13 protein-coding genes are annotated in these 14,325 nt (G+C 59.1%); 5 read left to right on the forward strand and 8 right to left on the reverse strand.

The window, feature by feature from the left end:
• Position 1: 1 nt before the first annotated feature.
• The 4 genes from WMQ00_RS02630 (at position 2) to WMQ00_RS02645 (ending at position 4,218) form a co-directional block, all read left to right on the forward strand.
• Positions 2–1,666: an ABC transporter permease gene (locus tag WMQ00_RS02630; protein ID WP_200288876.1), complete on the forward strand. Its 1,665-nt coding sequence runs from the start codon at positions 2–4 to the stop codon at positions 1,664–1,666.
• Entirely contained in the window at positions 1,656–2,279 is a 624-nt protein-coding gene (locus tag WMQ00_RS02635; RefSeq protein ID WP_200288875.1) for a metallophosphoesterase, read from the forward strand. Before WMQ00_RS02630 ends, WMQ00_RS02635 begins: the two co-directional genes overlap by 11 nt.
• A 65-nt stretch (positions 2,280–2,344) precedes the next feature.
• Positions 2,345–2,989 carry a GntR family transcriptional regulator gene (locus WMQ00_RS02640; RefSeq protein WP_200288874.1) on the forward strand — a complete coding sequence of 215 codons (645 nt, stop codon included), beginning with the start codon at positions 2,345–2,347 and terminating at the stop codon, positions 2,987–2,989.
• Positions 2,986–4,218 (forward strand): MFS transporter, encoded by a 1,233-nt coding sequence (locus WMQ00_RS02645; protein WP_023021214.1) that lies wholly within the window; start codon positions 2,986–2,988, stop codon positions 4,216–4,218. The genes WMQ00_RS02640 and WMQ00_RS02645 overlap by 4 nt, the downstream gene beginning before the upstream one ends.
• Positions 4,219–4,287: 69 nt before the next feature.
• On the opposite strand, the gene ileS is transcribed toward WMQ00_RS02645, so the two are convergent.
• Positions 4,288–7,458 carry an isoleucine--tRNA ligase gene (ileS, locus tag WMQ00_RS02650; RefSeq protein ID WP_239207531.1) on the reverse strand — a complete coding sequence of 1,057 codons (3,171 nt, stop codon included), beginning with the start codon at positions 7,456–7,458 and terminating at the stop codon, positions 4,288–4,290.
• Between the two features lie 288 nt (positions 7,459–7,746).
• Here ileS and WMQ00_RS02655 point away from each other — a divergent pair, with 288 nt between their 5' ends.
• Positions 7,747–8,748 (forward strand): HNH endonuclease signature motif containing protein, encoded by a 1,002-nt coding sequence (locus tag WMQ00_RS02655; RefSeq protein ID WP_200288872.1) that lies wholly within the window; start codon positions 7,747–7,749, stop codon positions 8,746–8,748.
• Between the two features lie 49 nt (positions 8,749–8,797).
• Here WMQ00_RS02655 and WMQ00_RS02660 read toward each other — a convergent pair whose 3' ends face one another.
• The 7 genes from WMQ00_RS02660 to ftsZ all read right to left on the reverse strand — a co-directional run bounded on the left by WMQ00_RS02660 (position 8,798) and on the right by ftsZ (position 14,199).
• Positions 8,798–9,019 carry a zinc-binding dehydrogenase gene (locus WMQ00_RS02660; protein WP_200288871.1) on the reverse strand — a complete coding sequence of 74 codons (222 nt, stop codon included), beginning with the start codon at positions 9,017–9,019 and terminating at the stop codon, positions 8,798–8,800.
• Positions 9,020–9,118: 99 nt separating this feature from the next.
• A complete protein-coding gene (locus tag WMQ00_RS02665; RefSeq protein ID WP_200288870.1) occupies positions 9,119–10,294 on the reverse strand; it encodes a DivIVA domain-containing protein in 1,176 nt (391 codons plus the stop codon).
• A 204-nt stretch (positions 10,295–10,498) separates the two neighbouring features.
• Positions 10,499–10,792, reverse strand: coding sequence for a YggT family protein (locus WMQ00_RS02670; protein WP_023021209.1), 294 nt, complete (start codon positions 10,790–10,792; stop codon positions 10,499–10,501).
• A gap of 76 nt (positions 10,793–10,868) precedes the next feature.
• Positions 10,869–11,321, reverse strand: coding sequence for a cell division protein SepF (locus WMQ00_RS02675; protein WP_023021208.1), 453 nt, complete (start codon positions 11,319–11,321; stop codon positions 10,869–10,871).
• A 104-nt stretch (positions 11,322–11,425) separates the two neighbouring features.
• Positions 11,426–12,124: a YggS family pyridoxal phosphate-dependent enzyme gene (locus WMQ00_RS02680; RefSeq protein WP_340440646.1), complete on the reverse strand. Its 699-nt coding sequence runs from the start codon at positions 12,122–12,124 to the stop codon at positions 11,426–11,428.
• Positions 12,124–12,855 (reverse strand): peptidoglycan editing factor PgeF, encoded by a 732-nt coding sequence (gene pgeF, locus WMQ00_RS02685; protein ID WP_023021206.1) that lies wholly within the window; start codon positions 12,853–12,855, stop codon positions 12,124–12,126. Before pgeF ends, WMQ00_RS02680 begins: the two co-directional genes overlap by 1 nt.
• Positions 12,856–12,879: 24 nt before the next feature.
• Positions 12,880–14,199, reverse strand: a complete 1,320-nt coding sequence (gene ftsZ / locus WMQ00_RS02690; protein WP_200288869.1) for a cell division protein FtsZ — start codon at positions 14,197–14,199, stop codon at positions 12,880–12,882.
• Positions 14,200–14,325: the final 126 nt, after the last annotated feature.

Genomic DNA, 14,325 nt, shown 5'->3' on the forward strand with positions numbered 1-14,325 from the left:
AATGAGCTCCACCACCACTCCCCGACGTCGCCTTGGGATATACGGGGTCCTTCTCATCTTGCTCGCCCTCGTCGCCGCACCACTGGCTTCCGTGTTGGTCAACGCGGCCGTGGGCTACCACGATGAGCCCTCAGCCCTAGGCAACATTGTCCAACCGGGCATGCTGCACATCCTTGGCAATACCATCTTGTTGTCCGTGCTGGTCGTGGCTTTTGCCACGCTCATGGCCGCCCCGCTCGCTTTTCTACGTGCGTGGACGCGCTTTAGCTCGGCCAACTGGATCGAGATCGCCGTCATGATCCCGTTTATGACTCCGCCCTTTGCGGCGGCAATGGCGTGGATGGATTTCACCCGCCGCGGTGGTGTCGCAGAGATGCTTCTCGGCCACGGCGCTGGCAAACTCGCCCACGATGTCATTTACTCGGTGTGGGGCATGGCCTTCATCATGGCCGTGGAGCTTTTCCCTTTCTTATATCTCATCCTGCGCACCTGCCTGAATTGCATTCCAGCGTCAACGTTGGAGATGGCCCAGGTAGCCGGCGCGAGCCGCTGGCAACAGGCCGTGCGCATCATCGCCCCAAATGTTATTGGGCCATATTCCCTTGGTGCACTCATCATCTTCATCAAGGCCGCCGGCGAGTTTGGCACCCCAGTTACGCTGGGCAATGCCATCGGATACAAGGTGCTCGTCTCCTCTATTTATGAAGACGTCACCATCGACCCCCTCGACTTTTCCAGCGCCGCCGCGTCCTCTTCGGTTCTCTTTGCCATTGGCGTGGCTGCGTGGGCATTCCAACAGTGGATTTCGCGCCACGATCTCACTGGCGGCGGACGTGTAAGCCGCCCCGTGCTCATCCGCCTCAGCCCAGTCGGCTCTATCCTCGGCGCACTCATTGCCGCAGTCATCCTCTTGGCTTCGGTGGTCATTCCCTATCTTTCCATCACTTTGTCCGCGATGACCATCCTGCGCTCGGCCCCACCTACGCTCAATAACCTCACCTTCGATTACTTCTCCATCGTTGTGCAGATGCCCACCGCACAGGAAGCGCTGATTCGCTCCATCGGCTTGGGTGCCCTTGGCGCCACCGCTGCCGTAGCACTAGGTGTCCTCGTCACGGTGCTCACCCGCCGCCAAAGCTTCATAGGCGCAAAGCTGAGCGATTTCTTGGCCGTCGCCCCCGATACCGTGCCGGGCATCGTGCTGGCCATTGGCTTTATTTTGCTGTGGAACTCTCCTTGGCTGCCCTGGTCTCCCTACGGCACGATGGGCATGCTGGTCATGGCTTTTACGGTGCTCTTTTTGCCCATGACCATTCAAAATATCAAGACTTCAGCCGAGTCTATCTCCCCCACCATGTACGAGGCCGCCGCGATTTCGGGATCCTCAACTCTGCAAACTTTTGGGCGCATTACCCTGCCCTTGCTTGCTCCTGGCATCTTCGCTGGCTGGCTCCTCGCCTTCTTCGTAGGCATCCGCGAGCTGGTCATGTCCTCGCTCATTCGCCCCAGCCAGGTCAACCTCTTGGCTCCGTGGATTATGAACCAATTCGATCAAGGACACCGTGCCGAGGCCATGGCTATGACGCTCATCGGTGTCGGAACGTCCACAATTGTCTTGGTAGCTATCACGTGGTGGCAAAACCGAAAGGCCGCACATGCCCGCTAGCATTTTTGTCTTTGCCGATCTGCACCTAGGCCGCCCGGGCGCCCCCGGCTTGGACTGGGCCCTGCAGGCACTCGAGGTTGCCGCCAACAGAGGGGCCACAGCGTGCGTGTGCTTGGGCGATATCATTGACCGCAACGCTAACTCGGCCGAGTTTATGCCTCAGGCCCGCACCGTTATGGCCCATGCTGTCACTTTGTTCAGCGAAGTCCACTTCATTTCCGGCAACCACGATACCCACCACCACCTGGACTTCCCGCCCGAGGTGACAGTCCACGGCACGCAGGTGCATACCTTTCGCATAGGAAACACCACGGTCCTAACCGCAGCGGTGGCCACCGATCCGGACCCGCGCCGCCTCCAGCTTCCTCCCCGCCGCAGCAACGGCCCCGTCCTCGGCCTCCTACATTCTTCCGTCACCGGTGAGTTTTCTAAAGGCACCTGCCTACCACTTTCTGTAGACCAGCTACAGGCCTGCGAGGCCGATGCCTGGATCCTTGGGCACGTCCACACCCCGCACACGCTTGCCGACGCCCCCTTCATCGGCTGGGTCGGCATGGGCCACGGCTTACTCTTCGACCCCGATACGTGCCACGTCACACGATTGCCTAACTAGATTCGTTCCCCACAAAGTACACCTTCACGCTTGCTTGCATGCAAGCTTGTATGCAAGATGGATGCATGTCCAATGAACGAATGCAGCCCGCCGCGGAGCGCGCCTATGACTTCGTCAAAGAGAAGATCATCGACGGCTCCTTCGAGCCCTCGCAGATGCTTTCCGAGGCCTCACTCGCTACCGAGATGGGGATTAGCCGCACCCCGATGCATGAGGCCTTTTTGCGCCTAGAGGTCGAAGGCTTTCTACAGCTCTACCCCAGGCGGGGTGCGCTCATCGTGCCGATCAGCCCGCAGGAAATTCACGAGGTCTATGAAGCACGCTTGCTCGTAGATAGGCACTGCGCTGAGAAAATCTGCGCCATGCCTGATGCCGAGCGCGCGGACATTGCTGATCAGCTGGATGCGACCATCGCGGAACAAGACACGGCGTTGGATGGCGCAGACCTGCATGCCTATACGCATCTTGATGCGCGTTTCCACCAGATCATCATGGATGGCGGGGCGAATAGCCTGCTGGCGGGACTGGGACACCAGTTGCGCGAGCGCCAACAGCGTTTTACCGCCACAGCCATTGGCCGCAATGTGGCCCGTGCCCGCACCTTCGTGGACCAGCACCGCACGCTTGCCGATGCCCTCCGCACCGGCGACCTCGACGCCTACCTCTCCACATTGGACACCCACCTAACCAACTCAAGGAATCAACTATGACCGAAAAGTTTGCCCAGCACTCATGGTTTCCCGTCGCCGGCAGCATGGTTGCCGTGGCGTGGGGCGGCAATGAGTTCACCCCTCTCCTAGTTATGTACCGCGAGCAATCACACTTCTCGCAGGTCACTGTCAACGGGCTCCTAGCCGCTTATGTGCTCGGCATCGTGCCGGCGCTGCTCATCTCTGGCCCGCTTTCGGACTACATCGGGCGCCGCCCCACAATGCTGCCTGCCGCACCCCTATCACTGCTGGGTTCATTCCTACTCTCCATCGCGCCGAATGAGCCCCTCGTCATCGCCGTGGGCCGCATCATGTGTGGCTTGGCTCTAGGCATCGTCATGGCGGTCGGCTCCACGTGGGTGGCGGAGCTTATCACCCGCGCCGGCGGCGACCCCGCTGCTGGCCCGCGCCACGCTTCGATGTGCCTAACCCTAGGCTTTCTCATCGGCGCTGGCCTCGCATCGGTGCTGGCCCAATGGGGCCCGTGGCCAACCCATCTGGCCTATATCCTGCACATTCTCCTCACCGTCGCCACCGCCATCTGGTTGATGAATACCCCGGAGACTCGCCCACCACGTGGCGCCACGGTAAAAGATACCTTCCTCGACCTGAGCATCCGCGACATGCTGCGCATGCTGCACATTCCCTCCGCAGCCCACCGCCGCTTCGTGCGCATCGTCTTGCCGGTAGCACCGTGGGTCTTCGGCTGCGCTGGTGCCGCCTACGCGCTCTTGCCCCAACTTTTGTCCAAGTCTGCCAGTGAAGCACCCATTGCTTTCTCCGGCCTCATGACTGTTATCACCTTGGGCTGCGGCGTTGGCGTCCAAATGCTCGGCAAGGTCATTGACACCAGCCGGTCCGCCCGTGCTTCCGCGGTGGCAATGGGAGTTATCACCGTAGGCACCATCCTCGGTGCGGTTGCCTCTAGTACCCGTTCGCTGCCGCTCGGTATCGCCGGCGCAGCCGTCATGGGTGCAGGATATGGCCTAGCCCTTGTCGCCGGTCTATCCGAGGTCCAGCGCATCGCCCGCCCTGAAGAACTCGCTGGCCTCACCGCCGTGTACTACTCGGTGTCCTACACCGGCTTCTTTATCCCCATGGCCTTCAGCGCGCTCGCCCCGCTGCTCGGCTTTACCACCCTATTCCTCATTGGCGCCGTGCTTGCACTGTGCTGCCTAGTTAACGCGGTCCTCGGCTGGCGCGCTCACCTGCCCGGTCCAGTCCGCTAAGTCCTATCACTCATGAAAATTGCCCAGCCACGCCGGCTGGGCAATTATTTTTAGGTGGCAGCTAGCGCGCTACTGCTTGACGACGGTAGCGCTAACCCCCTTAACCACCTCGTGCACGCCCTCGCCATCAAGCGCCTCGGTGGTCACTTGGAAGTCGGTGGCGAGTACTTCACCGGCTATATGGTCGGCGTGACGCTCAGCCCATGCCTTCTTCGCCTCCGGTACGGCAAGTACGGCCGCGATGCGATCCGAAACCTCGAATCCAGAAGCCTTGCGGGCGTCCTGGAGGCCACGGATAACGTCAGCAGCCCAGCCTTCGGCCTCGAGCTCTTCGGTCACCTCAGTATCGAGTACCACAAGGCCATCGAGCCCGTCGATACGCGCGGTCGACTTCGGGTTCGCCGCCTGCAGGCGCTCCGTGTACTCATCCGGACCAAGCACAATATCGCCGTCAACTACTACCTCATCGCTGCGGCGCTCATAGTTGCCCGCCTTAAGGTTCTTGATGGCGCGCTGCACATCCTTACCCAAGCGCGGACCAGCGACCTTGGCATTGCAGACTACCTGGAAGGTGCCCACCGAATCGACGTCATCGGTAAGCTCAACTTCCTTAACGTTGACCTCGTCGCGAATGATATCGGCAAAGCCCGCCAAACGCTGTGCCTCTTCAAGAGCCACCGTCAGCTTCGGCAGCGGCAAGCGGTTGCGCAGTTTATTGGACTTGCGCACCGACGATGCCGCCGAGGCCACCGCACGGGTCGTATCCATCGCAGACACCAGATCTGCATCGGCTGGGTAATCCGCGGCCTGCGGGAAGTCCGCCAAGTGGACGGAACGCTCGCCGGTTAGCCCGCGGTAGATAACTTCCGCCACGTGCGGCAAAAGTGGCGCGACCACGCGAGTCACGGTTTCCAACACGGTGTACAAGGTATTGAATGCCTCAGGATGGGCTTCCTCTCCCTCCCAGAATCGCTCGCGCGAGCGACGCACGTACCAGTTGGTCAAAACGTCTGCGAACAGGCGCACCTCTTCGGTTGCCGTAGCGATATCGGTATCGGCAAGCGCCGCGTCCACCTTAGCTACGACATCGTGGGTTTTAGCCAAGATATAGCGGTCCAGAACATGCGTAGAGGTGGTGTCGAACTTAGCTTCCTTTTCCGCGTAGAGCTGCAGGAACGTATAGGCGTTCCAAATAGGCAAGATAGCCTGGCGCACGCCCTCGCGGATGCCCTGCTCGGTCACGATGAGATTGCCTCCGCGCAGAATAGGCGAAGACATAAGGAACCAGCGCATGGCATCCGAACCGTCGCGGTCAAAGACTTCATTGACGTTTGGATAATTGCCCTTGGACTTGGACATCTTGAGGCCATCGTTGCCCAGCACGATGCCGTGGGCTACGACCTTCTTGTATGCCGGACGATCAAACAGCGCGGTGGACAGCGCGTGCATCACATAGAACCAGCCACGCGTTTGACCGGAGTACTCCACGATGAAGTCAGACGGCGAGTGGGTTTCAAACCACTCTTTATTCTCGAAGGGGTAGTGCTTCTGCGCGAACGGCATCGAGCCGGACTCGAACCAGCAGTCCAATACGTCCGGCACGCGGCGCATCATAGACTTGCCGGTTGGATCGTCCGGGTTCGGGCGCACCAACTCATCGATGTGCGGGCGGTGCAGGGACTCCGGGCGGACGCCGAAGTCACGCTCCAGCTCATCCAAGGAGCCGTAGACATCCATGCGTGGGTAATTGTCATCATCGGACATCCAAACCGGGATTGGCGCACCCCAGTAGCGGGTACGCGAGATATTCCAGTCGCGCGCCCCCTCGAGCCACTTGCCAAACTGACCGTCCCGAATGTGCTCCGGCAGCCACTCGATCTCATTGTGGTTGAGCTCCACCATGCGATCGCGGAACTCGGTTACCTTCACAAACCAGGCTGGCAGAGCCATGTAGATTAGCGGCTCACCCGAGCGCCACGAATGCGGGTAAGAGTGCTCGATGGTCACGTGGCGCACCACTCGCCCAGCGGCCTTCAAGTCCTTGATGATGTCCTTATTGGCATCAAAGACCAGCTGTCCCTCATACGGCGGTACCTGCGAGGTGAACTTGCCGTCCTCGTCCACTGGGATAACCAGCTCGATATCGTACTGGTTAGTGGTATTCATATCGTCTTCACCAAACGCCGGAGCCTGGTGAACCACGCCGGTGCCGTCCTCGGTAGTGACATAATCAGCGACCAATACCTGGTAAGCATTGCGCAAATCCGGGAAGAAACCAAAGATCGGCTCATAGGTAAAGCCCTCGAGCTGCGCGCCGGTGAAGGTCTCCAGTACCTCGGCCTCACCTAGTTCCTTTTCCAAGGTAGCCAGCAGGTTTTCCGCCATGATGAAGGTACGACCGGAAAAATCGTCCTCGGTGGCCCTAAAGAGCACGTAAGAGACCTCTGGGTGAACCGCCAATGCCTCATTAGAAGGCAAGGTCCAGGGGGTGGTGGTCCAGGCGAGGAAGGAGGCGTCGGCAAGCGCGGGGTGCTCCGCCAGTGTCTTTTCTGCCGCGCTTCCCTCACGAGCGCCGTCCACAGGGAAGGTAACCGTCAGGGTCGGGTCCTGACGCATCTTATAGGAGTCATCCAGTCGGGTCTCCTGGTTGGACAGAGAAGTATGCTCTGCCCAAGAGTAAGGAAGGACGCGGAATCCCTTGTAGATCAGGCCTTTGTCATAAAGCTCCTTGAACGCCCACATGACCGATTCCATGTAGTTGATGTCCATGGTCTTGTAGCCGTTGTCAAAATCCACCCAGCGGGCCTGGCGGTTGACGTATTCTTCCCACTCGTCGGTGTATTCCAACACGGACTTTGCGCAGTATTCATTGAACTTTTCCAAGCCCATGTCCTCGATCTGCGCTTTATCAGTAATACCCAGCTGCTTTTCCGCTTCCAGCTCGGCGGGCAGACCGTGGGTATCCCAGCCGAAGACACGAGGCACGTAATTGCCAGCCATGGTGCGATAGCGCGGAACGATATCTTTTACATAACCGGTCAACAGGTGACCATAGTGCGGCAAGCCATTAGCAAAGGGAGGGCCATCATAGAAGATGTATTCTGGGCAATCCTTTGTCTTTTCTAGCGAAGCCTGGAAGGTATCATCCTGCTTCCAGTACTTCTGAACTTCCTCTTCCATATCCGGGAAGCGACTTGAGCCTCCGGTCATGTCAACCTTGGGGTAAATCTTTTTCGCCATTACAATCCTTCACTCATCACTCGGTGCAGGGACGCGCCTGTCAGGCTCGCGGTACCACCCTGCTTGAGCCCGAAGGCTCCGCTTCGTTTCGGTGAAGGAGTTGACGGTCCCACCCGTTCAGTTCTACTAGGCCGCACTGGCTGTTCTTCTGAATTGCTCCCCGGTGATGGCCGGATCACTGCATGTAGCACAAAGTATAGCGCCCCAGAATCTTCGTGCACAATAAGTTATCCACAGGCTAAAAATTTTCCCTTGTGGGGGCTTGCGCGGGGCAATAAATTGTGAGTCGTGAACGCGCTAGATACTTACCTCGCAGCCATGGCACCTGGGATGGACATCGTCCTTGGGTGCGCAGGCATGTCTGAGGACGACCTCTGCGCACGGGGCGCTGCCGAAAAGACTGCCCGCGAGCTGGCCTTGTTAAAGGAAGCATACTGCGGCACGACCAAGTTCACGGGGAAACGTCGCCGCGCTATCGAAGGCGCCCAGCACAATGGGCATTCCATTGTTGCCTTATCCATCATTGAAAAGTATGCGCGGAAAATGCCTACGCTTTTCGACGCCTGGGTTCTCCGCGAACAACTCTGCACCACCAAGGCCACAGCAGGGGCGCTGGAGAAGCTGGCTCAGTCCAAAGTCCCGAAGAAAAAGCGCACTGTGAAACCGGGCGTGCGCATCATCCGACGCAAAGATGCTCCGTGGACGCTTGCGATCGATGGATCGTCTTCGTTTATCGCGGATTTGCACGCAGCGGTAGAAAACCAGAATAAAAAGCCGCTAGAGGTGGTGGAAGATACCTTCTTCGGGGACGATAGCGCGCAACGGAGCACCGTAGTAACCAATGTCATCGTGCGACTGGAAGATTACGTACGCATCGTCAACGGTGACGGTGAGGAAATCACCCTGCAGATGACAAACGGGGCAACGCTTTCGGGTGCGCAATACTTGCGCCGCACGTTAAAGGAACATGGACTCATCACGCTGGTCAGCCCCTACGAAGGCGCGGTGAACCTGTATCGCACGGAGCGCTTCGCCAATGCTAAACAGCGATTGATGGCGGGTGCAGAAAATCCTGTGTGCCCGTGGCCGCGGTGCGCTAAGCCAGCCGACGAATGCCAAATTCACCATTTGGAACCCTGGCTACACGGTGGATTGACCAATATCGCAAACTTATCCACAGCCTGCGCCTACCACAATGGAGCCAACGATGACGATCCCAATGCCCCACCGCTACGCGGGCGACTTAGCCGCACGAATGGGCAGATTCGGTGGCAGCCCCCTGACTGCTAAGACAAGACCGCGAAATAAGGCGCCTCGAGCGCCTTTTTGGCGTGCTATTTTAGTTCTCGCGTAAAGCCTCGCGCAAGGAATCTTGCTCAGGGTGTTGTGCTGCCCGGGCTTTATCGCTGCGATGCTTATGCGCCCAATCCAGAATAAAGCACACCAGACCGAGGCCAGCGGCGGCGAAGACGATATACAGCGACCAGTCGGCACCCGAGATGACGAAGTTGACCAAGGCTACGAATGCCACGAGGGCGAGAACTAAGGCGGCAACAAGCACAATGGTTCCTTTCGGTTAGGTCGGGATAGGGCACCACGGTCTAAAACAACAATAGCGCCCCCGCAGCGGTGGCGGGGGCGCTAGAGAGAACGCGGTGGCTTAGTTATTGCCAGCTTCGCCGTTCGGTGCGGCGGTGCCGCGAGTAGCCAGCTCTTCCAGCTGAGACTCGAGCAAGGTCTTCAGGCGAGTGCGGTACTCGCGCTCGAAGGTACGCAGCTCGGAGATACGAGCCTCCAGTGCGGTCTGCTGCTGCTTGACCGTGTTCATAACCTCGGTGTGCTTGCGCTCAGCATCGGCCTGCAAGGAAGCAGCCTTCTCCTCAGCCTGACGGATTTGTGCCTCAGCACGGGAGGACGCATCGGACTCGGTCTGCTTTGCCTTAGCCTCGGCGTCAGACACCAGCTTCTTGGAGCGGGAATCCGCGTCCTGCAGCTGGGCATCGTACTTCTTCTGGGCGTCGGCAAGCTGCGCCTTGGAACGAGAGTCTGCGTCGGTCAGCTGCTTCTCGGCGGCGGTGCGTGCCTCCGACAGCATGGACTCGGACTCCGCACGAGCCTCGGAGGTCAGGCGGTCTGCCATCTCCTGTGCCAGACCCAGAACGCGAGCGGCCTGCATGTGGGTTTCTGGGGTAGCCAGACCATCTGCAGCCTGAGCTGCACCAGCGCCTGCAAGGCCTGCAGCTGCAACGCCGGCCTTGGAAGAACCAGCTGCGGAAGCGGACTTCTTCAGCTCATCATTTTCCTTCTTGGAAGCCTCAAGGTCCTTCTTTGCCTGTGCAGCCTCTGCACGAGCTGCCTCGGCTTCCTTCTTTGCCTGTGCTGCCTCATTGCGGGCGGCCTTCAGGTCTGCAGAAGCGGAAGCGGCGGCAGAGCCGGTCTCCTGTGCCTTGGATGCCTCCGCCTGGGCTGCCTTTACCTGCTCGCGTGCCTTCTTGGTTTCTTCCTTAGCGCGGGACAGCTCGGACTTGGAGTCCGCCAGCTTGGTTTCGTACTCGGCGCGCAGCTTGGCCTCAATCTCCTTGCGCAGTGCAGCCTCATCGGTACGAGTGGACGCTGCCGTTGCGGTACCAGCGGCACCGGCGCCAGCGCCCGCCTTGGCCTGAGAGTTGAGATCGCTGACCTGTGCCTGTAGATCTTCGTTCTCATCCTGCAGCTGGGCAAGCGCATCCTCTACGAGGTCGAGGAACTGATCCACCTCGTCTTCGTTGTAGCCGCGCTTGCCAATGGGCGGCTTGCTGAACGCGACGTTGTGAACATCAGCTGGTGACAGTGGCATGTCTTCTCTTCCCCTTCAGGTTGATACAACCCCGGAGGTTCCAGGGCCTTAGGAGCTGCGGTTCAGGTCTAACTAAACCTTCCCCACAAAGGTACATGTGGTTCATAATACGGGTTATCGCGATTTATCGTAACCAAACGACCACAATAATCGACGCCCCGCCGAGTCTCAACGTTTACCACAGGTTGCGAGGCGACGGGGGTGCTAACCGAAAAATACGATTTGCAAGATTCGTGTAAGTATCGAAAGCAAAATAAATAGCACGAGCACCGATACGTCGAGGGCCACCCCGCCCATCTGGAGCGGCGGGATCAAACGGCGTAGCGCCTTTACCGGCGGATCCGTAATTACAAACAGTGGCTCCGCTACAACCATAAACCAACGTGGCGGGTTAAACTGCCGGGAGAAGGATTGAATCATCTCAATGATGATGCGGGCGATGAGAACCCACGTATAAATCCGCACGAGCAGGATAAGAATAATTCCGAGTTGTGTCACAATAACCGAGCCTATCTAATAGACCCCCGCAGGTGCCCAATCGGCACCCCACGGGGGTCAAGAAAAACTTACCGCTTTAGCGCAGGCCAGCGGCGCGCTCGAGCTCGTGCCTAGCGATGTCCGCAGACTTCGGCACGATAGAAAAGACCTTGCGCTCGGTATCCAATCCCTTGGTGAGGTTAAGCATGCGCCCTTCCAAGCCGAAGCAGAGACCGGCAGCGAAGTCGATGAAGCGCTTTGCGGTGGCCTTGTCGGCGTCGGTAAGCTCAAAGACCACTGCGTCGCCGTCGCGGAAAGGCTCGCCCACCTTGGCAGCGTCATTGAAAGACGTCAGCGAAATAGCCACGATGGTCGGCACAAACTCTTCTTTCACCGGAGCAGGCTCATAAGACTGCGGAGCACGACGCGGGGCGTAGGCGGAGGAGGCATTTTCGGAATAACGCGGCTCCTCGCTGTAGTAGGCATCGTCTTCTTCGATGTCCACCGGGCCCAGCCCGAAGAAATCCTTCGTCTTATCAATGAATGACATTTTTGGGTCTCCCTCTGACCTAAATTTGTACAAGTCTAAACGCGCAAAATGTGTCTAGTGTGACTCATGTGATTTACGCTGTGAAATGCGCTTTTGCAATGCTTTCAACCTACTGGCCGCGGCCCCATGATACTGGTTCCGACACGCACGATATCGCTGCCCGCAGCAATTGCTTCGGCCATGTCCGCGCTCATTCCAGCAGACAATTTCAGCGGGCGCTTCAGCGCGGCAGATAGCCGGTCGACCTCATCTCGCACACCGCGAAAGACCTCGCCCGCATCGGCGTCGAGGGGCGGGACTACCATGAGGCCAGCGAAGTGGAGGTGTTCGCTTCCTTCTACTGCTTCGACGAGCTCGTCGAGCGCGTGGCGTGAAACGCCTCCGCGAGCGTCATCGCCATCGGCAGACACTTGGACAAAGACCGGCAGGTTGCTCTCGCGTTCCCCTCGTTCCTTTGCCAAGGCGACGCCCCGTTCCAAAGCCTGAGCAAGTTTGAGGGAATCAAGCGAATGAACGCTGGCCGCCCAACGAGCCACGTGATTGGCCTTTTTGGTCTGGATCTGGCCGATCATATGGAAACGCAGCTGTGGCAATTCGGCAGCTTTGGCGCGAGCTTCTTGCTCCCGGTTTTCGGCAACGTCACTAACCCCGAGTTCAGCAAGTAGGGCGATATCCGCAGCTGGATGAAACTTCGTCACCGGCAGTAGCTGCGGGGGCTTGCGGTCTGCTTGCGCCGATAGCCGTTCAATCTCAGCTCGAGTAGCGGCGAGATTTTCTCGTAGCTGTGCTTTACGGTCTGCCATTAGTTAGCCTCCAACCAGATCAGCCCGGCCTGGCGGCCGGTAGTGCCTTCGCGGCGATAGGAAAAGAAATTTTCGTCTTCAATTGTGCAGCGCGGATCGGATTCAATCGCGGTGATGCCGAGGCCCATGAGCTGGCGGATCAAACCTGCGCGAACGTCAATTCCCCAGGTTCCTTTCGACGTCCGCGTCTTCGAACCGGGCAGCCGACGTTCTACATCCTCAGCCATCTCTTTCGGCACCTCGTAGTTTTTGCCGGAGGCAGCTGGTCCCATAACCACCTGGATGCGCTCGGGCTGAGCGCCGAGTTTCTCCATTTCGCGCACGGTATTGACGATGATGCCGTTGCGGGCGCCCAAGCGGCCAGCGTGGGCGGCGGCGATGACACCAGCGGCGACGTCGACAAACAGAACCGGCGTGCAATCTGCAACAAGGACGCCCAGCCCAAGGCGGCGCTGCGTGGTGACAATCGCGTCGGTGGCTGGCACAGGTTCATCCTGTGGACCATCGATAACGGTGACTGTATTGGTGTGTAGTTGTTCCATCCACACGATATCGTCCACGCCGGTCACACGCTTTAAGCGGTCGCGGTTTGCGGCAACCGCGGCGGGGTCATCGCCGACATGGTGCCCTAGGTTAAAAGAGTCATATGGAATAGCAGACGCCCCGCCGGCACGGCTGGTAAAGACCATGCGGACGGGGCGTTTGGTGCGATGTTCCTCGTTTACTGGCATGCACACCAGCGTAGCGCTTTGCGCTTAGCGCATGAAGGAAGGCACGTCCAGATCGTCGTCGCCATCATCATCGCGGCGCTGGGACGGGCGAGACAGACGGTAGTCATCGCGACGCTCCTCGCGGGAGAAACGGTCAGAGTTGGTGAACAGACCGGTAGATTCTGGTCGGCGCTCCTCGGCAGGGTGCTCTGGGGTGTAGCGCTCCCGCTCCTGGCCGGCACGCGGCTCGTAGGAGTGGCGCGGGGAGTAGTCATCTTGTACCGGCTCGGCCACACCAGGCTGTGCCGGAGCCGGGGTGACGGGCTCTGCGGCCGCGCGCTGGCGATTATCAAAAAGGGACCCCGGCTTGCGCTGTTCCTGCTGCTTCTGCGGTTGTGCAGCGGCCTGGGTCATATTGGCCTCGGCATCAAAGCCGGTGGCAATGATGGTGATGCGGATTTCATCACCCAAGGTGTCATCGATGATAGTGCCGAAGATGAGGTTGACGTCTTCGTCAGCGCGCTCCTCCACCATGGAAGCCGCGGCATTAACCTCGTGCAGGCCTAGGTCGGAACCGCCGGCGATAGACAACAGCACGCCCTTGGCGCCTTCCATCGTCGATTCCAAAAGCGGGGAATTAATGGCCTGCTCGGCAGCGGTCATGGCGCGATTATCGCCGCGGGCAGAGCCGATGCCCATCAGGGCAGAACCGGCGTCGGACATGACGGAGCGGACGTCGGCAAAGTCGACGTTGATCATGCCAGGGATGGTGATCAGATTGGTAATACCCTGCACACCATTGTGCAGCACCTCATCGGCGGCGCGGAAAGCCTCGACAATGGAAAGCTCTTCCCCACCGAGCTGCATCAGGCGGTCGTTCGGGATAACGATAAGCGTGTCGCATACCTCACGCAGCTCTTCGATGCCGGCCATAGCCTGGCGGGTACGGCGGGCACCCTCGAACTTGAACGGACGGGTGACAACGCCCACGGTCAACGCACCCATCTTCTTCGCGATGGATGCCACAACCGGAGCGGCACCGGTGCCGGTACCGCCGCCTTCGCCAGCAGTCACGAAGACCATATCGGAACCCTGTAGGGCGTCTTCGATTTCGGACTTGTGATCTTCTGCGGAGGTCTTGCCCACCTCAGGGTTAGCGCCGGCGCCAAGGCCACGGGTGGCCTCGCGGCCGATATCCAGCTTGGTATCGGCATCAGAGAAGATGAGGGCCTGAGAGTCAGTGTTGATGGCGACGAACTGAACGCCCTTGAGGCCTTCTTCGATCATGCGGTTGACGGCGTTGACGCCGCCACCGCCGACGCCGACGACCTTGATATCCGCGAGATTGTTATTGGAAGAGATCATGTGAGTTGGTCTCACCTTTCGCTACTTTAAGTCTGCACGTGCATTAAACGAGGAATGTAATGCGGTCCGCCGAAGGCGAATCGCGTTCCTTTCCATCTTTAACGACAGCCGTGTAATTTTCACGCA

It is taken from the genome of Corynebacterium sp. KPL2825 (assembly GCF_037908445.1).
Lineage (GTDB): Bacteria > Actinomycetota > Actinomycetes > Mycobacteriales > Mycobacteriaceae > Corynebacterium > Corynebacterium kefirresidentii.